We start from the raw sequence: 22,133 nt of genomic DNA on the forward strand, positions 1-22,133 counted from the left end.
CCCCAGGGGCCCTCCAGCCACCAGCCGAGCGCCCCCCCGGCAAGCTGCAAGGCCAGAAAATACCCAAAACGCCAGAATATGCGCACTCACTCTTTCCCGGTAGTCACAGAGGCCGTTGCGCCCCCGCTTGAAACAGTCAGGCCCGTAACAGTGCAGGCGGCTGCGCCGTGAGGCGATAACCCGCGCCGCGCACGGTTTCCACCATCTCGCCAGCGGGTCCCAGGGCCTCGCGCAGCCGCTTCACATGCACGTCCACCGTCCGCTCCTCGATGAAAACATGGTCACCCCAAACCTTGTCGAGCAGCTGCGAGCGGCTGTGCACGCGCTCGGAATGCTTCATGAAGAAATGGAGCAGCTTGAACTCGGTAGGCCCCACCTTGAGTGGCTGCCCCTGAAAGGTGACACGGTAGGTGCCCGCATCCAGCGCCAGATCTCCGATGGTGACGCTGTCACTCACCTGCTCGGGTGCACGGCGCCGCAGCACCGCCCGGATGCGTGCCAGAAGCTCTTGGGTGGAAAACGGTTTGGTGATGTAGTCGTCCGCCCCGGCGTCAAGCCCCGCCACCTTGTCGGGCTCGTCCCCCCGCGCTGTCAGCATCAGGATGGGAATGGGTTTGGTGCGGCTGTCCGCACGCCACTTGCGCGCCAACACAAGGCCGCTTTGGCTTGGCAGCATCCAGTCCAGCAGGATCACGTCTGGCAGAACGGCATCGAGCTCGCGCTGCGCCGATTCGCCGTCTTCGGACCAGATCGGCTGAAAACCGTTGTGGCGCAGGTTGACGGCAATCAGCTCGGCAATTGCCGGCTCGTCCTCGACAATCAATACGCGGGGTAGCTTTTTCATGTCAACGCCAATCGGTCACAAAAGCACAGCAGATTCAATTTCATCCATCGTCGTATGCCGCACGTCTTTGCCTTTGACGAGGTAAATGACGAGCTCGGCAACGTTCTTGGAATGGTCGCCAATGCGCTCGATAGCCTTGGCCAGGAACAGCAGATCCAGGCTGGCAGAGATCGTGCGGGGGTCTTCCATCATGTAGGTGATGAGCTTGCGCACAAAGCCATCGAACTCCTTGTCGATAAAGTCGTCCTCCTTGAGGATGGCCAGCGCCGCCTTGGTGTCCAGCCGTGCAAAAGCATCCAGCGCCTTGCGCAGCAGGCCCGAGGCCATGTCGGCTGCAACGCGCAGGTCACTCGATGGCAGCGAACGGGCGGCACCACTTTCAATAATCGACTTCACCATGCGGGCCATCTTGTTGGCCTCGTCACCCATGCGCTCAAGATTGGCGGTGGCCTTGGAAATCGACAGCAGCAGCCGCAGATCGCGGGCTGTGGGCTGGCGACGGCCAATGATGGATGCGAGTTCGTGGTCGATCTCGACTTCCATACCATTTACGCGCTGCTCAATCAAACCTACCTGCTCTACTGCTTCGAGGCTGAAATGCGAAAGGGCGTAAATGGCCTGGCGAATTTGCGATTCCACCAGGCCGCCCAGTTCCATGACTCGGGCAGAAACGCCGTTGAGTTCGCTGTCGAACTGCGATGAAAGGTGTTTATCAGCCATCTATTTGCCTCCTCAGCCGAAACGGCCGGTAATGTAGTCTTCGGTTTCCTTGCGCTGGGGCTTGAAGAACATCTGTTCTGTTTCCCCAAACTCCACCAGGTCTCCCAGGTACATGTAGGCGGTGTAGTCGCTGCATCGCGCCGCCTGCTGCATGTTGTGCGTGACGATGACCACCGTGTAGTCTTCCTTCAGCTCTGCAATCAGTTCTTCGATCTTGGCAGTAGAGATCGGATCAAGGGCCGAGCACGGCTCGTCTAGCAACAGCACCTCCGGCTTGATGGCGATGCCGCGGGCAATGCACAGACGCTGCTGCTGCCCGCCTGACAGGCTGGAACCGCTCTGGTTGAGCTTGTCCTTGACCTCATTCCACAGCGCTGCCTTCCGCAAGGCCCATTCCACGCGGTCGTCCATGTCCGTGGCGCTGAGGCTTTCAAAAAGCTTCACACCAAAGGCAACGTTGTCGTAGATGGACATGGGGAACGGCGTGGGTTTCTGAAACACCATGCCGATCTTGGCCCGGACCAGCGCCACATCCTGCTTTGTCGTCAGCAGGTTCTCGCCATCCAGCACGATCTGCCCTTCGGCCCGCTGCTCGGGATACAGCTCGAACATGCGGTTGAAGGTGCGCAAAAGGGTGGACTTGCCGCAACCCGAGGGGCCGATGAAGGCCGTCACCTTGTTTTGGGGAATATCCAGATTGATGCCCTTGAGGGCATGGAACTTGCCGTAATAGAAGTTCAGGTCACGAACCGTGATCTTGGCCGGTCCGGCCGGCGAATTCTTGAGAGTGGAGGGCATGAAAGTCTTCCTTGCTTATTTCTGCCGGGTCAGAACCCGTGCGAGGATATTGAGTCCGAGAACGGCCACGGTGATCAGGAACACTCCCGCCCAGGCTAGTTGCTGCCAGTTTTCATAGGGGCTCATGGCAAACTTGAAAATCGTGACTGGCAGGCTGGCCATGGGCTTGGACAAATCCGAGTTCCAGAACTGGTTGTTCAAGGCCGTGAAAAGCAACGGAGCCGTTTCACCCGCAATGCGCGCCACTGCCAGCAAGATCCCAGTAATCACGCCGGCCCGCGCCGCACGCAAGGTGATCATGGTGATCACGCGCCACTTGGGCGTGCCCAGGGCATAGGCCGCCTCACGCAGGCTGGCAGGCACCAGGATCAGCATGTTTTCGGTGGTGCGGATGACCACCGGTATCACGATCAGCGCAAGGGCAAGGATGCCGGCGTAGGCGGAAAAGCTCTTGAAGCGCGCCACCACGACGGCATAGACAAAAAGGCCAATCACGATGCTGGGCGCCGACAGCAGAATGTCGTTCACGAAGCGCGTAGTGGATGCCAGCCAGCTGCGCACGTCGTACTCGGCCAGGTAAACCCCGGCCATGATGCCAATGGGGGTTCCCACGAACGTGGCCAGCACCACCATCACCAGCGAGCCGAAGATGGCGTTGGAGATACCACCCGCGTCATTGGGCGGCGGCGTCATTTCGGTGAACAGGGTCAGGCTCAGCCCCCCCACGCCCAGACGCACGGTCTCCCACAAGATCCACACCAGCCAGAACAGGCCAAATACCATGGCGGCCAGCGACAGCGTCAGGGCAATCTGGTTGACCCGCTTGCGGCTGTTGTAGCGGGCCTGACGCGCCTTCGTGGCATCCGCTGCCGAAATAAGCCGTTGCGAGGTGGTCATGTGCGGGCTCCTTCATTCTTTTGAAGGCGTGACAGCAAAATCTTGGAAAGGGACAGCACCACGAACGTGATAAAGAAAAGTACCAGCCCCAGATAGATCAGGGACGCCTGGTGAAGACCTTCACCGGCTTCCGCGAATTCATTGGCCAGGGCCGAAGTGATGCTATTGGCGGCCTCGAACATCGACAAGGAATCGAGCTGGTTCATGTTGCCGATGACAAATGTGACCGCCATGGTTTCGCCCAGCGCACGCCCGAGGCCCAGCATGATGCCGCCGAGTACGCCCGTCTTGGTGTAGGGCAGCACCACCTTCCACATCACCTCCCAGGTCGTCGAACCCAGGCCGTAGGCCGACTCCTTGAGCAGTGCCGGCGTAACGTCGAAAACATCCCGCATCACCGACGCAATGAACGGGATGATCATGATGGCCAAAATGATGCCTGCAGACAAAATGCCGATACCTACTGGCGGCCCTGAGACAAACGCACCCAGGTACGGAACACCGGCAAACAGCGCCTGAAGTGGTTGCTGAACAAAACGCGCCAGGATGGGACCAAACACCATCAAGCCCCACATGCCATACACGATCGAAGGCACGGCAGCCAGCAACTCGATGGCAGTCCCCAGGGGCCGTTTCAGCCAGGCGGGCGACAGCTCTGTGAGGAACAGGGCAATGCCAAAGCTCACGGGCACAGCAATCAGCAACGCAATGAACGACGTGGCCAGCGTGCCATAAATCATGACCAGGCCGCCGTATTCGTCTTGAACGGGGTCCCAGACGCTGCGCGTGAGAAAACTCAGGCCGTACTGGGAAATGGAAGGCCAGGCCCCCACCACCAGCGATGCCAGGATGCCAAACAGCAACAAAAGCGTAATGATGGCTGCGCCTCGCGCCAGCCATCCAAAAATGCGGTCTGCCAACATGCCCGATATCAACGACTTATTGGGTGGGGGTGTGGTCCGTTTGATGCCAGAGGTCGCCTCGGAGGGCGGGCTCTGGCGGACCGGCATCGTAGTGGACACGTTGGTAGCCTTGAGAAGTTAAATCAAAAGGCCGGCATGGTGCCGGCCCAGGAAATCACTTGAACGAAACAGCCTTGCCGGAGGTGTCCTTGATGTCACCCCAGGATTTCAGGATGTTGCTCTTGACGACATCGGGCATGGGCACATAGTCCAGATCCGAAGCGGTCTTGTCGCCGGACTTGAAGGCCCAGTCAAAGAACTTCAGCGCAGCGGTGGCATCGGCCGGCTTTTCCTGCACCTTGTGCATCAGGATGAAGGTTGGGTTGGTGATAGGCCAGGTGGCATCACCAGGCTGGTTCGTCAAAATCAGGTAAAAGCTCTTGGGCCAGACAGCGCCGGCAGCCGCAGCCTTGAAGCCATCATCGTCAGGAGAAGCGAACTTGCCCGCTGCATTTTGCACCAGCGTGTAGGTCATCTTGTTTTGCTTGACGTAGGCGTACTCGACGTAACCGATGGAGTTGGGCAGACGACCCACGAAAGCGGCCACGCCTTCATTGCCCTTGCCACCCGCGCCCACAGGCCAGTTCACAGCCGTACCTTCGCCAACCTTGGTTTTCCATTCGGCGTTGACCTTGCTGAGGTAGTTGGTGAAGACGAAGGTGGTACCCGAACCGTCAGCGCGGCGCACTGGCGCAATGGCGGCGTCCGGCAGCGGCAAGGAAGGATTCAGCGCCTTGATGGCAGGATCGTTCCAATTGGTGATCTTGCCCAGATAAATATCACCCAGCACCTGGCCAGTCAGCTTGATCTGGCCTGGGTTGATGCCCTTGATGTTGACGACCGGCACCACACCGCCAATCACGGTGGGGAACTGCACCAAGCCCTTCTTTTCGAGATCTTCATCCTTCAGGGGCATATCGGAAGCGCCAAACGCCACGGTTTTGGCATCGATCTGGCGCAGACCAGCGCCCGAACCCACCGACTGGTAGTTGACCTTGACACCAGTGGCTTTGTTGTATTCGGAAGCCCACTTGGAATACAGCGGCGCCGGGAACGAGGCGCCGGCGCCCGTAACTTCTTGCTGCGCCATGGCGGTAGAAAACGCTCCAGCAGAAGCCAAACCAGCCACCAGAACTCGAATCACGGACATTTTCATGAAGATACCTTTTGGGTTGAAGGAGTTGGGATGCCGCGACTCTAGATTTCCCATATGACATTGTCATGACAATTATCCACACCTGTCACACGCCCATTTTTCCACTTTTCCGACGGTAGGTTGAATCAAATCGTCACATCTTTGTCACGACTGCTGCGTAGTCTCCTGCGACCGACATGCGTCGGCCATCTACTTCCAGGAGAATCCCATGTTTCGCCGTTATGCACTTCAATCTGCACTCGCCCTGGTGGCTGTGACCGCCTTGGGCGCCTGCGCCACGCACACGCCCGCACCGCAAACTTTGGCAGAGACGGTCGCCAAGACGTCATCGCTGCAGACGTTCAATGCCCTGGTTGCAGAAGCCGGCATGACGGAAACGCTCAAGACTGCCGGCCCCTACACCGTGTTCGCGCCTTCGGATGCAGCGTTCAAGGCGGTTCCAGCGAAGACGCTGGATGCGCTCAAGGCGGACAAGGCGTTGCTCAAGTCCGTGATCAGCTATCACATCGTGCCATCGCGCTTGGCATCTGCCGACGTGAAGACAGGCAATGTCAAGACCCTGCAGGGCGCCGACATTGCGTTGGCACGCGCCGGCACCTTCGTGACCGTGGAGGAAGCCATGGTAGAGCAAGCGGACATCGCCGCCAGCAATGGTGTTATCCACATGGTGGACACCGTGATGATGCCGCCCAAGAAAAAATAACCCTTCTCAGCGCATTAAATAGCCATGCATCTTCCCCATTGCCCAGCGGTTTCGCTGAATCGCCGCCACTGGATTCGCTGGACCGCTGCTGCAAGTGCCGCGATGGCAGGCGAAGTCATGGCCCAGCCACTGCCAGCCAGTACCCCTCGCAATGCCGACGGGGAACGCCCGCTGGTGGTGGCCCAGGTAGTTGACTTGACTTTTGGACAACAAGATATCAGTCGCGACTTTCTGGTCGGGTCCCGATCCGCCTGGCAGGACCTGAACACGCGCGGCGGGGTGCGTGGCCGCACAGTGCAGCATGTCACCATCGAAACCGATGGCACGCCTGCAGGCCTGAAGGCCGCATGGCAAGCAGTCCACGGGCAATCCGGGTGCGTGGCGCTGTCTGGCTGCGTGGGCAATGGCGCTGCCGCCGGACTGGTGGCCCTGCAGTCTGCGGCCGGCTCGGCTTCGCCCCTGGCAATAGTGGCCCCCTGGTTACACAACGCAGTGACCGACGCCCAAGCCGAGGCGACATTTGAGGTCTTCCCAGACCACCAGCTACAAATCGCACACGCCATCAAGACCCATGCGTCCTTGGGTGTGAAGCAGATTGGCGTGGTTTTTGCCACCGCACAAGTGCAGCAACAATCCCAGGCCTATGTCCTCCAGGCCGCGAAAAATCTGGATCTGCAAGCCCAGATATTGCCGCTGCCGGGCGCAACTGGCCCTGCTGCCAACCAACTTACCAACCCATTGCAAACCATTATTCTGTTTGTGGGAGGTACGCCAGAGCTGCACGCGTTTACCAGCAAGCTGGTCGCTCCGCCGGGTAGACAGTGCTTTGTTGTAGCGCTGGCGGATGTAAATTTGCAGGTGCTCGCCCAGATGGGGGGCACGCCCAAAGGCACGTCCATCATCGCCACCCAGGCAGTTCCTTTGATCACCTCCAGCCTGCCCGTGGTGCGCGCTTACCGTGACGCACTGAGCCGCTTCTTTGATGAAGCCCCCTCGCCGCAAGGCTTGGCAGGGTTCATTGCGGCGCGCTACACCGCTGAAATTCTTGGCGGCATTTCAGGCCCCATCACCCGCGCCAGCATGCTCGCGGCGTTGCAGCGGCGTAATGATGTGAACGTCGGCGGATATGTGGTGGCCTACCAAGGGAAAAAACGGTCCAACGCCTACGTGACGCAAAGCATGTTGACGCAGGACGGCCGCATCATCGGCTGACACCGCTCTGGACACCGGTATGCGGGTGCTATGCTGCCCGCTTGAGATCAAGCGCATCACGCGCAGAAACATGCACAACGGAACACTGCTCGCAGCTGTAGATCTGGGATCCAACAGCTTTCGCCTTGAAATCGGCCGCTTCGAGCATGGCCACATCCAGCGAATGGAATATCTCAAGGAAACCGTGCGACTGGGCAATGGTCTTGACGAAGAGTTCAATCTGACACGGGAAGCCATGCAGCGCGGTTGGGACTGCCTGGCGCGCTTTGGAGAGCGGCTGGCGGGTTTTGAGCGCGCCCAGGTGCGCGCCGTGGCAACGCAGACCCTTCGTGAAGCCCGCAATCGAGAAGAATTTCTGGCCCGTGGCGGTGAAATTCTGGGTTACCCCATCGATGTGGTTTCGGGCCCCGAGGAAGCCCGGCTTATCTACCAGGGGGTTGCGCGCCTGCTTCCTCAGTCAGACGAGCGCCGTCTGGTGGTGGACATTGGTGGCCGATCCACCGAGTTCATTCTTGGCCAGCAATTCAGGCCCCACACCGTGGCCTCTTTCAGGGTGGGCAGCGTGGCATGGTCCACGCGTTACTTTGCCGACGGGCAGTTCACAAGGCAGGCCTTTCTTGCCGCTGAAATTGCCGCCAAGGCGGTGCTCGATGAGGCTCTTGGCACCTTCCGACCGGACACCTGGGATGTGGCCTACGGGTCTTCCGGTACCGCTGGAGCGGTGGGCGACATCCTCGCGGCTGCGGGCGGCCCTGAGGGGCTCATCACGGCGGAGGGCCTCGACTGGCTCCAGGACCGCCTGTTGCGCTCACACCAGGCAGACCGCGTGCGACTGGAAGGGCTCAAGGAAGACCGACGGCCCGTGATTGGCGGTGGCATCAGTGTGCTGCGGGCAGTGTTCGACCTCCTGGAGATCCGTCAGATGCATGTAGCGCAAGGCGCGCTGCGCCAAGGGGCACTCTACGATCTGCTGGACCGCGAGCAGCCCGAGACCGACTTGAGAACCACCACGGTGAACGGCCTCATGCAGCGCTTCTCGGTGGACATAGCCCAGGCCGAACGGGTGGCCCGTGTTGCATCAACCCTCTTCACGCAGGCGACACCCCAGACCAGTGAGCGTGCCGCACGCAAGCTGGAATGGGCCGCTCGCCTGCATGAGATTGGCGGCATCATCTCGCACAGCGACTACCACCGCCATGGCGCCTACATTCTTGACCACGCCGATGCGGCGGGGTTTGCGGTTTCAGAGCTGCACAGGCTAGGCGCACTGGTGCTGGGACAGCGGGGAAAGGTCCGCAAGCTTGAAATCGAACTGATCAATGACCCAGGGTTTTGCCTGCAACTGTTGAGTCTTCGCGTCGCGGTTGCGCTGTGCCACGCCCGTCGAGACCCGGATGTGGATGGCCTGTCGTTGCGGGCATTGGGCTCACGCCACACGATCAGTACCCGTGCAGGGTGGGCTGCCGCCTACCCGCAATCTGCCCACCTGCTGCGCGAAGAAATTGTGGCCTGGCAAAAAACGCCCTGGGAGCTGGAGCTCAATCTGGGATGACTGGGCGCAAAAAACGATATAAACTGTTTATATCGTTTACTCATCCATTCACCATGACCACATCCAACCCGACCCCCAGCCAGAACGCTGCTTCAACGACCGCCCAACAGGCAGCCAAAACCACTACGGCGGGCACACATCCAGCGCCAGCTGCCTCCAAGGTAAAAAAAGCGGTGGTGCAAGAAACCAAGACAGTGGTTAAAGCGTCGGCAAAGAAGCCTTCCAAGCGTCCCGCAGATACCGCCCCCGCCAAGGCGAAGGCTGCTGCTCCTGCGCCAGCGCTGCCAGCCAAGGAAGTCCGCGCCAAAAAGCCCAAACTGGTGCGCGACAGTTTCACCATCCCCAAGGATGAGTACGCAGTAATTGAGGCCCTGAAGCAACGGGCAAACGCGCTCGCCCAACCAGTCAAGAAAAGCGAGTTGCTGCGCGCCGGGTTGAAGATGCTGGCGGGGCTGTCAGATGCAGCATTGCGCTCGGCACTGCAGGCGGTGCCCTCCATCAAAACGGGCCGCCCCAAGGCTGAAGCCCCTGCCACGAAACAATCGACCAAAACTACCCGCAAGTAAGTTGAGCCTGCTGGAGAGTGTTCCAGCGCCATCCAAGACCGAGAGTCATAGGAATTCGGGGGACTGCACCGTCATGAGCACGGTCTGGCAACGGTCCAGCCGTTCGCGTTGGCGAAGCCACCACACGGCGCCTTTGCGTACGGCGCATTCCGGTGCCTGCAAACCCAGCAGTTGCGCAATTGTCTGCCCAAGCACGGGTTGATGACCAACGATCAGCACTGCCCCACGCGCGCGTGGCCATTGGGCCAACTCCAGCAATTCCTCTACGCTGCCGCCAGGCAGAAGTTCGGTGCGCATCTTGAACTTGCGTCCCAGTGCCCTGGCCGTCTGCTCCGTTCGCCGCGATGGGCTTGAGAGCACCCTCAAACCTTCGGGCAGTTGCCTGTCCAGCCACGCGGCCATGCGGGCCGCCTGTTTCTCGCCCTTAGGGGTGAGGGCACGGGCTGTATCGTCCATTCCATCTGCCGCTTCTTCGGCTTCTGCATGACGCCAGAGGATGAGGTCCATCATGCCAGCCCCTGATCAGTTCGCCCTGCAGGCGAAGGCGCGCTGTATCGCCCCATCAGCGCATTCTGGGCACCCCGACCGGTTACGGGATCGCGAGCACGCTCATAGGTTCCATCTGCATTGAGCGTCCATGCGTCCTTGTCGTCGTGAAGATAGGCCACCAGGCACTCATCCACGATCTGCTGGCGCAGCACCGGATCTGTAACCGGCCACGCCAGTTCCACTCGACGCATCATGTTGCGGTTCATCCAGTCGGCGCTGGAAAGATACAAATCCTCCTGCTCCCCTGATCGGAAATAAAACACCCGCGTGTGCTCCAGAAACCGGCCAATCACCGAACGCACACAGATGTTGTCGGTGACACCGGGCAACTGGGCCGGCAACATGCAAGCGCCCCGCACGATCAGGTCAATCCGTGCCCCCCGCTGACCGGCAAGAATCAGCGCCCGGATCAAGGCTTCGTCGGTCAGGGCGTTCATCTTGGCAACGATGCGTGCATCTTCTCCACGACTGGCCGCAAGACCCACCTGCTCGATCTTTTCCACCATGCGGCGTTGCAAGTGAAACGGCGCCAGCAGCAGCCGGCGCAACTTGGGCGGGCGATTCTGACTGGCCAGATGATTGAACACCCCGTCCATGTCTGCGGTGGTTTCCTCATCCGCAGTGAGATAGCTCAGATCGGTGTACAGCCGTGCAGTGCGCATGTTGTAGTTGCCCGTGGACAAATGCCCGTAGCACCGCAACTGACGTCCTTCCCGTCGCGTAACCAGCAGCATTTTGGCGTGGGTTTTGAGCCCCACCACACCGTAAACCACCTGGGCACCAATGGACTCAAGCGCTTCGGCCCAATTGATATTGGCTTCTTCATCAAAGCGGGCTTTGAGCTCCACCACCGCCATGACCTCTTTGCCGCGCCGCACCGCCTCGGTCAACAGATCCATAAGCTCCGAGTCTGAACCCGTGCGGTAAATGGTCTGCTTGATCACCAGAACCTGGGGGTCATTGACTGCCTCGCGCAAAAAGGCCAGCAAACCGTCAAAGCTCTCGAACGGCTGGTGCATCAAAATGTCCCGGTGACGCAATTGCTCCAGGATCGAAACACCGGGCTGCATCTGCCGCGGCCAGACGGAGCGCCAGGGCGGAAACAACAACGCGGGATCGTTGACCAGATCCACCAGCTGGGTTAGCCGCACGAGATTGACCGGCCCACCAACACGGTAAAGCGCGGCACCCGGCAAGTCAAACTGCTCCAGCAAAAAGTCCGAGAGAAACACAGAACAACCGGCAGACACTTCCAGACGCACTGCCTGGCCGTAGTGGCGGTGCTGCAAGCCCTGGCGCAAGGCAGTTCTCAGGTTGCGGACATCTTCTTCGTCGAGCGCCAGATCGGAGTGGCGCGTAACGCGGAACTGCGAAAACTCGGTGACCTCACGCCCCGGAAACAGGTCGTGCAGATGCGCCCGCACGATGCTGGAAAGACTGACGAACAAGGCCTCCTTGGGAGCAACCTTGGGCGGCATGCGAATCAGCCGCGGCAAGGCACGGGGCACCTTCACAATGGCGATTTCGTTTTCGCGACCAAACGCATCACGGCCCTTGAGGCGCACAATGAAATTCAAGGACTTGTTGGCGACCTGTGGAAACGGATGGGCAGGATCGAGCCCCACGGGAATGAGCAACGGCCGCACTTCGCGCATGAAATAGTCATGAACCCAGCGCTTCTGGCCCTCAGACCGTTCACCGTGCGGAACAATGCGAATGCCCTGTGCTGCAAAAGCGGGAACCAGCGATTCGTTGTACAGAGCGTACTGGCGCGCAACAAGATCGTGCGCCTGGGCTGACAGGGCTTCAAAGGATGCTTCTGTATACAGACCTTTGGTCTCACCGTTTTTGGCCGCGGTGATGTGCGGCGCAGCCCTCACTTCAAAAAACTCGTCCAGATTGGAAGACACAATGCACAGATAGCGCAACCGCTCCAGCAGCGGCACATCGGTGCGAACGGCCCAATCAAAAACACGCTCATTGAAAGCCAGAATGCTGTGATCCCTGTCCAGGAGTTCTACCGGCGGCTGCTGTCCTGATTGCGTTCCAGACTTGCTGTCGGGCGTCTGTGCGGCGCCGGCACCTGTCTTAACGACAGGCAGGTTGGCGACCAGCGAGGCCACGGCAGCTTCATGGGACAGTGGAGACATGGGCGCGCAATATCTGGTTGTACAAAACCCTTTCAGTATTTAACACATACATGACAGCGCTGTGACAACTTATATGACAGACACAAGGCGACTCAACCCGCCTGAACGGGCTGGCACCAGATACTGAACGAAGAGCCCGGTCGCCTTTGTCCACGTGAAATCCATTGCACGGCGACGCGCTTCGTGCCGGGGCACCGCCAACGCTGCCTGACAAGCAGACAGCAGATCGGTGTTCAAAATACCACCCCGCGCACCTTGCGGCTCGAAAGCCCCAAGAACCTGCAGCGGCCCATCCACCGGGTAAGCAGCAACAGGGGTCCCACAGGACATCGCTTCCAGCATGACCAGCCCAAAGGTTTCCGAGCGGCTGGGAAACACAAACACATCCGCAGCGGCATACAGTGCAGCAAGGGATTGCCGATCCAAAAGCCCGACCCAGCGCACCTCGGGGTAACGCTCCTTCAACCGTCGCTCAAGTGGACCCACGCCACACACAATCTTGGTGCCAGGCATCTTCATCTGCAAAAAGGACTCAAGGTTCTTTTCGTACGATATTCGCCCCACAAAAAGGCTCACAGGATGCGCCAGCGCACCCACCAGAGGACTGGGCACAGCTTCCCCCTGAAACGGGAATGCCTGCGTATCGACGCCATGTGTCCACTGGCGCAAATTGCGAAAGCCACGGTGCTCCAGCATCTGCAGGACCCCTTGGGTGGGTACCATGATTCCCGAAGATGGGCGATGGAAGTGCCGAAATAACGCATATCCCCACGCCAGCGGAACACGCAAGGCGGCATTCAGGATTTCAGGAAACCGCGTGTGAAATGCCGTGGTGAAGGCGAGCTTGCGCCGCAGACAGTAACCACGGGCGGCCCATCCGAGGGGGCCCTCCGTGGCAATGTGTATAGCGTCGGGACATATGGTGTCCATGGCTCGACCCAAAGGCCCTGCCGGTCGCACTGCAAGATCGATGCCCGCATAGCCTGGACACGGGCGGGTCCGAAACTGGCCAGGGTGGATCACATGCACCTCATGCCCCAATACCTCCAGGTGCCGCACCAACTCCACGAGTGTGGTCACCACTCCGTTCACCTGCGGATGCCACGCATCGGTCACCAGCGCAATCTTCATGTGGCCACTTCCACAATCGGGGCGGTGGACAGCGCCCTGCAAAGGACGGGCCATTGCAACAACTCCAGTCGACCATCCATATGTTCGACCAGCGCAGTGTGGCTCTCGACCCAGTCGCCATCGTTGCAATACAGAATACCGTCGATCTCGCGCATCTCCGCGCGGTGGATGTGTCCGCACACCACGCCATGGTGTCCACGCCGGCGCGCCTCGGCTGCAACCGCCACCTCAAAATCCGTCACATAGTTGAGCGCCTTTTTGACTTTGCCCTTGAGGTATGCAGACAGCGACCAATACGGCAGACCCATGCGCGCCCGCAACGAATTGAGATACCGATTGAGCTTGAGAGTGAACTCGTACAGGTTGTCCCCCAGATAGGCCAGCCACTTGGCGCACTGGATGACACCATCAAAGTAGTCACCGTGGGTCACCCAGAGCTGCCGGCCATCGGCTGTCAGGTGCACGGCATCTTCAACCACCTCGATCCCGCCAAATGAATGCCCCACGAACGCGCGGGCAAACTCGTCGTGATTGCCCGGCACAAACACTACGCGGCACCCTTTGCGGGCACTGCGCAACAATTTTTGCACCACATCGTTGTGCGCCTGTGGCCAGAACCATCGGCGACGCAGTTGCCACCCGTCCACGATATCTCCCACGAGATACAGCGTTTTGCTGGGGTGGTGCTTCAGAAAATCCAGCAGGGCCGTTGCCTGGCAGCCTGGCGTTCCCAGGTGCAGATCGGAAATAAACACGGCCCTGAAACAATACGGTTCTGGCACATGCGATTCATCTGCGTTGCTGGTGACCTCCGCCATTCCGGCGGCAGCGCCCCAAGCCCCCAAGGCGTCAAACGCCGCGCGCATCAGGCCCCCAGAAAATGCTTGCGGTAGCGGGACGGCAAATCGGCAATGCGCATCAGCATCGGAAGGTCGGCGGTATTGAAATCCGGGTCCCAGGCAGGCGCCCCCAAAACCCGGGCGCCCAGACGCAGGTAGCCCTTGATCAAGGCGGGTGGTTCGATCAGCAGAGATCCGTCGAGCTGTTCCACCGGCAATGGCAACCGGGGCCGCACATGAAAATCAATCGGCGCCATATGGGTCTGGCGCAACTGCTGCCAGATGCTTGCCGCAGCGTCGCCGCTCACAACACCGTTGTGCAGCATGGGAATGCTGGCGCAACCAATCATGGTGTCGAGTTGATTGCGCACCATGAAGTCAGCCAAAGCCCCCCACAACGCCAAGATGACACCCCCATGGCGGTGATCCGGATGCACGCAGCTGCGGCCCAACTCAACCATGCGGGGCCGCAAACTGCGCAACCGGGTCAGGTCAAACTCATTGTCGCTGTAGGTGCCCCCCACCCGCTTCGCTTGCGCCGGGGTGAGCACGCGATAGGTGCCAATCACCTGCTGGCTTGGCACATCGCGCACCAAGAGATGCTCACAGTAGTCGTCAAACAGATCGATATCGTGGCCAGGCAAGGTCGTTGACAGACGCGCACCCATTTCTGTAGCAAAAACATCAAATCTCAGCCGCTGTGCCTGACGCACTTCGTCCAGGTGCCGTGCCCAACCCACCTGCACATTCCCCTGCACCTGCACCAACGGAGATACGCTGCCTTTGCCGTCTGTGCGACCAGGCTCCCCTGCTGACAGGGAAACCGATAAAAGCGGCAGATGCAGGCTGGGCGACTCATTCATGGGACGGCTCCTAGGGAAAGGAAGGGGGTTTTTCCGGAAATCGCTACCCATGGACAGGCATCGCTTCCTCGCAGTGCAGTCTGAAAGCCTGCTGTGACAAGGCCATGTCTGCGCCATGTCGGAACCGTGACGCATGGACTCCGCAAACACTGGCATTGCAGGGTTTTCTCCGCAGGCAATACAACACCGACGGCGAGAGGTGGCAATGCCCCGCTTCGGTATCTGCCCCCCCTGCTCCCCCTTTAGCCAGCCACCGGAACCATGGCGCACGCTGGATTGCCATCAATACACCGCTTGAATGGCTGCTGCTACACTTTGGAACAGATTTGTGGGCCTCCTGGCTCCTTGACCATCACGGTTTCATGCCCTCCCCGCACAGCACCCCAGAATTGCAGTCTTTCGGCGCGGTGCCTGACACGCAACTTGAGCGCACCCTGCGCGAACAGCAGATCCTGCTGGACAGCGCAGGGGTGGGCATCGTTTTCATGCGACAGCGGGTACTGGTGCGCTGCAACCAACGTTACGCCGAGATTTTTGGCTATGCGTCACCGCAGCAGATCATTGGGCTCAGCAGCGAAGTCCTCTACCCGAGCCGTGAGGAATTTCGCGAACTGGGGCGCAGCGCTTATCCCACCATGGCACGGGGCCAGACCTACCGCGTGGAGCGCCAGATGCGCCGCTGCAATGGAGAACTGTTCTGGGGCAACCTGACAGGCCGCCTCATCAACCCCCTGGACACGACCGAGGGATCCATCTGGATACTAGATGACATTGATGAGCAAAAGCGGGCCCAGGCACAACTGAGCGATGCGCTACGAGAAAAACAGCTGCTGTTCGACCATGCCATGGTCGGTATTGTTTTTCTTCGTGACCGGCACCTTACGCGTTGCAACCGCCATTTCGAGCAAATGCTGGGATACGCCCCCGGTGAACTGGCCCAAGGCCCATCCAGGCGCTGGTATGCCAGTGATGCGGTGTGGGAAGACGTTGGCCGAAGGTGCTATCCAATGCTGGCTGCTGGCCAAGCCTTCGAGGGGGAGGTGGAAATGTGCCGCAAGGACGGCACGCCCGTGGTGTGCGAGATGCGCAGCAAATCCCTTGACCCTGACGACCCGTCCCAAGGCTCGGTCTGGATCGCCATGGATGTCACCGAACGCAAGCAAGCCCAGGCAGCGCTTGCCATGGCACACGAGCGACTTGAGCAACAGGTGCAGGACCGCACGCGTGAACTGCGCGACACCGTGGACAGCCTGCACAGCGAAATCCGCGACCGCAAAGCGGACCAGGAACGCATTTACTGGCTCGCCCACTACGACCCTCTCACCGGTCTGCCCAACCGGACACTGCTGGCGGAGCGCGCAGAATGCGCCATCCGCCTGGCCAAGGAGGCCGGCACGCCGTTGGCGGTGATTTTTCTGGATCTTGACCATTTCAAGCATGTGAATGATTCGCTGGGGCATCGCGTGGGGGATGCCCTGCTGGTTGAAATTGCAGCGCGGCTGCGGGCTGTGGTGCGCGACAAGGACACAGTGTCGCGTTTGGGCGGCGATGAGTTCATCCTGCTGCTGCCTGGCGCTAGCGCCCATGGCGCAGCCCACGTCGCCGGAAAGCTACAGGAAGCGTCTCGCCACCACTACGAGATCGACCACCACGAACTCACCGTGGCCCCGTCCATGGGCATCGCGTTATTCCCCGGCGATGGAGAAGATTTCGACACCCTCACCCAGTCGGCAGACGTAGCCATGTACCAGGCCAAGTTGGACGGGCGCAACACCTTCCGGTTTTTTACGCCCGAAATGCAGGCGCAGTCAGTGCGGGTGCTGCAACTCCAAAATGCCTTGCGCCGGGCGCTTGAACGCAACCAGCTCAGCGTGCACTATCAACCCCAGGTGGACCTGCCGACGGGAAGAGTGCACGGCGTGGAAGCCCTCCTGCGCTGGCAGCACCCCGAGTGGGGCACCATTGCGCCCTCCGAATTCATCCCCATTGCAGAAGACAGCGGGCAGATCCTTCCGATCGGTGAGTGGGTGCTGCGCACTGCACTAACGCAACTCAAGGCCTGGCGTATGAGCGGCATCACCGGTCTGACCGTGGCCGTGAATCTTTCGGCCGTTCAGTTTCGCCAGCCGCAACTGCCTGAAATGGTGGGCCAAATACTTGCAGCCTGTGACGTTCCTGCCCAGGCGCTAGAACTTGAATTGACCGAGGGCGTGGCGGTCGATGATCCGCAGGCGGCAGCCGCCACGATGGACCAGCTTCATGCGCGTGGTGTGCGGATGGCGATGGATGACTTTGGCACGGGCTACTCGTCGCTCAGCCAGCTCAAGCGGTTCCAGATCTTCAAGCTCAAAATCGACCAATCATTCGTACGAGACCTGGAACACGACGCCAACGACCGCGCCATCGTGAGTGCCGTCATCCGCATGGCACAGGCGCTGGGAATGCGCACCATCGCGGAGGGGGTGGAAACCGAAGGTCAACTCACCTTCCTGCGCGAGCAAGGTTGCGATGAAGCCCAGGGTTACTACTTCAGCCATCCATTGCCGGCGCCCGAGGTGGAAACCTTCATGCGCCAGCGTCTGGGCTAAGCAGGCAAATCCACTCCCCGCCCGTCCGGATATTCTGAGTCGGCCCGAGCCACTTAACCCGCGCGCGCCGCATCGGCCAGCCGCTGGGCGCAGGCACTGGCCATTTGCGCATCGCGCGCCTCTACCATCACACGCAGCAAAGGCTCGGTGCCACTTGCACGAATCAGGAGCCGCCCGGTGCTACCCAGTTCCTGCTCAACGGCATGGGTCGTTTGTGCCAACAACTTGTTAGCCTTCCAGTCCTGCCCCGGCGCCAGGCGGACATTCAGCAGCACCTGCGGATAGAGCACCACATCGGCCAGCAGTTGCCCCATGTTTTGTCCACTGCGCACGCACGCCTGCAGCACCTGCAAGGCGCTGACGATGCCGTCACCCGTGGTGTGGCGGTCCAGCGCCAGCAGATGCCCCGAGCCCTCGCCACCCAGCACCCAGTGGTGGCGGGCCAGTTCCTCCAAAACGTAGCGGTCGCCCACGCGTGCCCGCACAAGCTTCACACCGCGCGCCTGCAACGCGACTTCAACGGCCATGTTGGTCATCAAGGTACCAACCACGCCGGGCACATGCTCGTCACGTCCCATGCGATCGGCCGCCATGAGGTAAAGCAACTCATCACCGTTGTAGAGACGCCCGGTCGCGTCCACCATCTGCAGACGGTCGGCATCGCCGTCCAGTGCGATGCCATAGTCAGCATGATTGGCGCGCACAGCACGCACCAGCGCGTCCGGATGGGTGGCACCGACCTCGTGGTTGATATTGACGCCGTCAGGAGCACACCCAATCGCCAGCACCTCAGCACCCAGCTCATGAAACACCTTGGGGGCCACCTGGTAGGCAGCGCCATGGGCCGCATCCACCACAATTTTGAGGCCCTTGAGGGTCAGATCCGACGGAAACGTGCTCTTGCAAAACTCAATGTACCGCCCTGCTGCATCGTCGAGTCGGCGGGCCTTGCCCAGCGTGGCAGAGTCAGCCCACTTGGGCGGCTCCTCCAGCGCAGCTTCTACCGCCAGCTCCCACGCGTCCGGCAGCTTGGTCCCCTGTGCACTGAAAAATTTGATGCCGTTGTCCGGGTACGCGTTGTGACTGGCACTGATGACCACTCCCAGGCTGGCGCGCTGTGCCCGCGTCAGATATGCCACACCCGGAGTGGGCAGGGGCCCCAGCAGCACCACATCGACCCCCGCCGAGTTAAAACCAGACTCCAGTGCGCTCTCGAGCATGTAGCCTGAAATACGAGTGTCCTTGCCGATCAGCACCGTGGGGCGCTCTTCAGTCTGTTTGAGCACTCGCCCGACAGCATGCGCCAGACGCAAGACAAAGTCAGGGGTGATGGGCGCCTGGCCAACGGTGCCGCGAATGCCGTCGGTACCAAAATATTTTTGAGTCATGGGAATCGACTTTACGCTGCTGTTTTATTTCACATTTGAGTCTAGCGCACGGCGCAGCCGCCGCCTTGTGAGCCCACATCAGTCCAATCCCGGCTTGACGCCCAAGGCTGGCCGGAAAGCAATGGCCCCAATCGGGACTGGGCGTTTCAAGGAAGTATTACAGCACCGCTGGACTCGCCTTTGTCCCGCCCAACATCAGCGAAGCCGTGCTGCCCTGCCAGCATGAGCTAATGCACTACTCCGGTCAAAAGGGCCATGACGGACAAGGCAAAAAAATCCTTGAAAAATGGCCTTTCGGCGTGCACGGGAGCAAACACTATGGCGCCCCTACCGCCTCGCTCGACTCCATGGCACGCCATACGGCGAGGGCCTGCACTGTTTCGCGCACGTCATGCACGCGCACAATGCGCGCACCGCGCTCCACTGCAAGCAGCGCCGCCGCCACGCTGGGCTGCAGCCGCTGCTCCACATCCAGCCCTGTGACTGCGCCCAATGATGACTTGCGCGACCAGCCGGCCAGCACGGGATAGCCCAGCGCCAGCAGTTCGCGCTGGCGCGCCAGCAGCGTGAAATTTTGCGCGACGGTTTTGCCAAAACCAATGCCCGGGTCCACAACAATTCGAGTCTTTTCGACCCCTAGCGCTTGCATGGCTTGCGTTGATAGCTCCAAAAATGATAGCACTTGTTGCAATACGTCACCCGCCATGGGCGCTGCCTGCATGGTCTGCGGATCGCCGTGCATGTGCATCAGGCACACACCGCACCGCGGGTGCCGCGCCACCACCTGCGCGGAACCTGGCTGGCGCAAAGCCCAAATGTCATTGACGATATCGGCACCGAGGTCGAGCACAGCCTGCATGACCTCGGGTTTATAGGTATCCACTGAAATCGGCACACCCAAGCCAACGGCACCGCGCACCAGGGGCAGCACACGCGCCAGTTCCTCCTCCAGCTCCACAGCCGGGCTGCCAGGGCGGGTAGATTCGCCGCCGATATCCAGGATATCGGCACCATCCTTCAAAAGCTGCTCACAGTGGCGCAAAGCAGAGGCCGTCGAGCCATGGCGTCCCCCGTCGGAGAAGGAGTCTGGCGTCACATTGACAATGCCCATGGTCTGCGGGCGTGTGAGGTCTATGGTGAAACGGGTGGTTTGCCAGAGCATGGGCTTCCAATAAAAACAAACAAAAACGGGGCCGCAAGCCCCGTTTTTGTAGTGAACACGCTCCCCGGCGTCAGGCGACGGTGGGGGCTGGCTCTGTGGCAACGGCAGGCGATCCGCCGCTGGGGCCGTCACCCGAGGACGGAGGCGTACGCGGCGTCCAGTCTTTGGGCGGACGAGGCGCCTTGCCGGCCATGATGTCGTCAAGCTGGTCGGTATCGATGGTTTCCCATTCGAGCAAGGCCTTGGCCATAGCGTGCATCTTGTCGCTGTTTTCTTCAATCAGACGGCGGGCCAGGTTGTATTGCTCGTCGATGATGCGGCGCACTTCCATGTCCACCTTTTCCATGGTCTGCTCGCTCATGGTGGTGGTCTTGGTCACCGAACGGCCCAGAAACACTTCGCCTTCGTTCTCAGCGTACACCATCGGGCCCAGGGCGTCAGTCATGCCATAGCGGGTAACCATGTCACGGGCAATGTGCGTGGCACGCTCAAAGTCATTGCTGGCGCCGGTGGTCATCTGGTTCATGAACACTTCTTCGGCGATACGGCCACCAAACAGCATGCTGATCTGGTTGAGCATGTACTCGCGGTCGTAGCTGTAGCGGTCCTGCGCAGGCAGGCTCATCGTCACACCCAGGGCACGGCCACGGGGAATGATGGTGACTTTGTGCACGGGGTCGCACTTGGGCAGCAGCTTGCCAATAAGGGCGTGGCCAGACTCGTGATAGGCCGTGTTGCGGCGTTCTTCCTCGGGCATGACCATGCTCTTGCGCTCGGGACCCATGAGGATCTTGTCCTTGGCCTTTTCAAAGTCTTGCATCTCCACGGTGCGTGCGTTGCGGCGCGCAGCCATCAGGGCAGCTTCGTTGCACAGGTTGGCCAGGTCGGCGCCACTCATACCGGGCGTGCCACGGGCAATGATGCCTGGGGCCACGTCCTGGCCGATCGGGATCTTGCGCATGTGCACGTTCAGAATCTGCTCGCGGCCACGAATGTCGGGCAGCGTCACATACACCTGGCGGTCAAAGCGGCCGGGGCGCAACAAGGCTGCGTCCAGGATGTCGGGGCGGTTGGTGGCAGCCACAACAATCACACCCAGGTTGGTCTCAAAACCATCCATCTCGACCAGCATCTGGTTCAGGGTCTGCTCGCGCTCGTCATTGCCACCACCAAGGCCAGCGCCACGCTGGCGGCCCACGGCATCAATCTCATCAATGAAGATGATGCAGGGGGCGTTCTTCTTGGCGTTGTCGAACATGTCGCGCACACGGGATGCGCCCACGCCAACGAACATTTCCACAAAATCGGACCCCGAAATACTGAAGAACGGCACCTTGGCTTCGCCAGCAATTGACTTCGCCAACAGGGTCTTTCCGGTTCCGGGCGGGCCTACCAGCAGCAAGCCACGGGGAATACGACCACCGAGCTTCTGGAATTTCTGCGGATCTTTCAGGAAGTCGACGACTTCCTTCACTTCTTCCTTGGCTTCATCGCAACCAGCCACGTCGGCAAAGGTCACGGTATTGGTGTTCTCGTCTAGCAAACGCGCCTTGCTCTTGCCGAAACTGAATGCGCCGCCCTTGCCGCCGCCCTGCATCTGGCGCATGAAGTACACCCACACGCCGATCAACAGCAGCATGGGGCCCCAACTGACCAGCAGAGTCATGAGCAGGGAACCTTCTTCGCGGGGCTTAACGTCGAACTTGACGTTGTTGGCAATCAGGTCGCCGACCAGGCCGCGGTCGAGGTAGGTGGCAGTCGTGCGCACTTTGCGGTCATCGTTGGTGACTGCAATGATCTCAGTGCCGCCCTGGCCTTCCTGGATGGTGGCACTCTTGATGCGACTGTTTCGAACTTCCTCCAGGAACTCCGAATAGCCGACATGGCCAGCACTGGCGCCAGTGCGGGTATCAAACTGTTTGAATACAGTGAACAGCACCATGGCAATGACCAGCCACACGGCAATTTTTGAAAACCACTGATTGTTCAAGCAGGACTCCAGTCGCGGAAAAAACGGTCACGAAGCCGTAGTGGCATACGTGTGGACCATTTT

General features: G+C 60.2%; 19 protein-coding genes. 5 read left to right on the forward strand and 14 right to left on the reverse strand.

The window, feature by feature from the left end:
* Nucleotides 1-136: 136 nt before the first annotated feature.
* The 6 genes from phoB to pstS all read right to left on the reverse strand — a co-directional run bounded on the left by phoB (nt 137) and on the right by pstS (nt 5,377).
* Nucleotides 137-844, reverse strand: coding sequence for a phosphate regulon transcriptional regulator PhoB (gene phoB / locus DTW89_RS08555; RefSeq protein ID WP_114655638.1), 708 nt, complete (start codon nt 842-844; stop codon nt 137-139).
* A gap of 15 nt (nt 845-859) precedes the next feature.
* Nucleotides 860-1,564 (reverse strand): phosphate signaling complex protein PhoU, encoded by a 705-nt coding sequence (phoU, locus tag DTW89_RS08560; RefSeq protein ID WP_114655639.1) that lies wholly within the window; start codon nt 1,562-1,564, stop codon nt 860-862.
* A 12-nt stretch (nt 1,565-1,576) separates the two neighbouring features.
* Complete coding sequence (pstB, locus tag DTW89_RS08565; RefSeq protein ID WP_114655640.1) at nt 1,577-2,362, reverse strand: phosphate ABC transporter ATP-binding protein PstB; 786 nt, start codon at nt 2,360-2,362, stop codon at nt 1,577-1,579.
* 15 nt (nt 2,363-2,377) lie between these two features.
* Nucleotides 2,378-3,259: a phosphate ABC transporter permease PstA gene (gene pstA / locus DTW89_RS08570; RefSeq protein WP_086912805.1), complete on the reverse strand. Its 882-nt coding sequence runs from the start codon at nt 3,257-3,259 to the stop codon at nt 2,378-2,380.
* Nucleotides 3,256-4,182 carry a phosphate ABC transporter permease PstC gene (gene pstC / locus DTW89_RS08575; protein ID WP_236637080.1) on the reverse strand — a complete coding sequence of 309 codons (927 nt, stop codon included), beginning with the start codon at nt 4,180-4,182 and terminating at the stop codon, nt 3,256-3,258. The genes pstA and pstC overlap by 4 nt, the downstream gene beginning before the upstream one ends.
* 154 nt (nt 4,183-4,336) lie before the next feature.
* Nucleotides 4,337-5,377: a phosphate ABC transporter substrate-binding protein PstS gene (gene pstS / locus DTW89_RS08580; RefSeq protein ID WP_114655641.1), complete on the reverse strand. Its 1,041-nt coding sequence runs from the start codon at nt 5,375-5,377 to the stop codon at nt 4,337-4,339.
* 208 nt (nt 5,378-5,585) lie between these two features.
* Here pstS and DTW89_RS08585 point away from each other — a divergent pair, with 208 nt between their 5' ends.
* From DTW89_RS08585 to DTW89_RS08600, 4 genes are all read left to right on the forward strand, one after another.
* The gene (locus tag DTW89_RS08585; RefSeq protein ID WP_114655642.1) at nt 5,586-6,080 is read left to right on the forward strand and encodes a fasciclin domain-containing protein; all 495 of its coding nucleotides are present in this window, start codon (nt 5,586-5,588) and stop codon (nt 6,078-6,080) included.
* A 102-nt stretch (nt 6,081-6,182) separates the two neighbouring features.
* Complete coding sequence (locus tag DTW89_RS08590; protein WP_236637081.1) at nt 6,183-7,292, forward strand: ABC transporter substrate-binding protein; 1,110 nt, start codon at nt 6,183-6,185, stop codon at nt 7,290-7,292.
* 70 nt (nt 7,293-7,362) lie between these two features.
* The gene (locus DTW89_RS08595; protein ID WP_024814667.1) at nt 7,363-8,844 is read left to right on the forward strand and encodes a Ppx/GppA phosphatase family protein; all 1,482 of its coding nucleotides are present in this window, start codon (nt 7,363-7,365) and stop codon (nt 8,842-8,844) included.
* Nucleotides 8,841-9,410: a hypothetical protein gene (locus DTW89_RS08600; RefSeq protein WP_330863084.1), complete on the forward strand. Its 570-nt coding sequence runs from the start codon at nt 8,841-8,843 to the stop codon at nt 9,408-9,410. Before DTW89_RS08595 ends, DTW89_RS08600 begins: the two co-directional genes overlap by 4 nt.
* Nucleotides 9,411-9,455: 45 nt before the next feature.
* Here the strand turns inward: DTW89_RS08600 and sixA are convergent, their stop codons facing one another.
* The 5 genes from sixA to DTW89_RS08625 all read right to left on the reverse strand — a co-directional run bounded on the left by sixA (nt 9,456) and on the right by DTW89_RS08625 (nt 14,942).
* Nucleotides 9,456-9,920, reverse strand: coding sequence for a phosphohistidine phosphatase SixA (sixA, locus tag DTW89_RS08605; protein WP_114655644.1), 465 nt, complete (start codon nt 9,918-9,920; stop codon nt 9,456-9,458).
* Nucleotides 9,917-12,109, reverse strand: coding sequence for a polyphosphate kinase 1 (gene ppk1 / locus DTW89_RS08610; protein WP_114655645.1), 2,193 nt, complete (start codon nt 12,107-12,109; stop codon nt 9,917-9,919). The genes sixA and ppk1 overlap by 4 nt, the downstream gene beginning before the upstream one ends.
* 69 nt (nt 12,110-12,178) lie before the next feature.
* Nucleotides 12,179-13,240 carry a glycosyltransferase family 4 protein gene (locus DTW89_RS08615; RefSeq protein ID WP_114655646.1) on the reverse strand — a complete coding sequence of 354 codons (1,062 nt, stop codon included), beginning with the start codon at nt 13,238-13,240 and terminating at the stop codon, nt 12,179-12,181.
* Complete coding sequence (locus DTW89_RS08620; RefSeq protein WP_369795467.1) at nt 13,237-14,058, reverse strand: UDP-2,3-diacylglucosamine diphosphatase; 822 nt, start codon at nt 14,056-14,058, stop codon at nt 13,237-13,239. Before DTW89_RS08620 ends, DTW89_RS08615 begins: the two co-directional genes overlap by 4 nt.
* A gap of 47 nt (nt 14,059-14,105) precedes the next feature.
* On the reverse strand, nt 14,106-14,942 hold the full coding sequence (locus DTW89_RS08625) for a GNAT family N-acetyltransferase (RefSeq protein ID WP_114655647.1): 837 nt from the start codon (nt 14,940-14,942) through the stop codon (nt 14,106-14,108).
* A 362-nt stretch (nt 14,943-15,304) separates the two neighbouring features.
* On the opposite strand from DTW89_RS08625, the gene DTW89_RS08630 reads away from it, so the two are divergent.
* Nucleotides 15,305-17,530: a sensor domain-containing protein gene (locus tag DTW89_RS08630; protein WP_114655648.1), complete on the forward strand. Its 2,226-nt coding sequence runs from the start codon at nt 15,305-15,307 to the stop codon at nt 17,528-17,530.
* Nucleotides 17,531-17,583: 53 nt separating this feature from the next.
* On the opposite strand, the gene glmM is transcribed toward DTW89_RS08630, so the two are convergent.
* The 3 genes from glmM to ftsH all read right to left on the reverse strand — a co-directional run bounded on the left by glmM (nt 17,584) and on the right by ftsH (nt 22,070).
* Nucleotides 17,584-18,918: a phosphoglucosamine mutase gene (glmM, locus tag DTW89_RS08635; RefSeq protein WP_024814659.1), complete on the reverse strand. Its 1,335-nt coding sequence runs from the start codon at nt 18,916-18,918 to the stop codon at nt 17,584-17,586.
* 316 nt (nt 18,919-19,234) lie between these two features.
* Nucleotides 19,235-20,080 (reverse strand): dihydropteroate synthase, encoded by an 846-nt coding sequence (gene folP, locus DTW89_RS08640; protein ID WP_114655649.1) that lies wholly within the window; start codon nt 20,078-20,080, stop codon nt 19,235-19,237.
* 70 nt (nt 20,081-20,150) lie between these two features.
* Nucleotides 20,151-22,070, reverse strand: a complete 1,920-nt coding sequence (gene ftsH / locus DTW89_RS08645; RefSeq protein ID WP_024814657.1) for an ATP-dependent zinc metalloprotease FtsH — start codon at nt 22,068-22,070, stop codon at nt 20,151-20,153.
* Nucleotides 22,071-22,133 lie beyond the last annotated feature (63 nt).

It is taken from the genome of Acidovorax sp. BoFeN1, from assembly GCF_003345135.1.
GTDB lineage: Bacteria > Pseudomonadota > Gammaproteobacteria > Burkholderiales > Burkholderiaceae_C > Acidovorax > Acidovorax defluvii.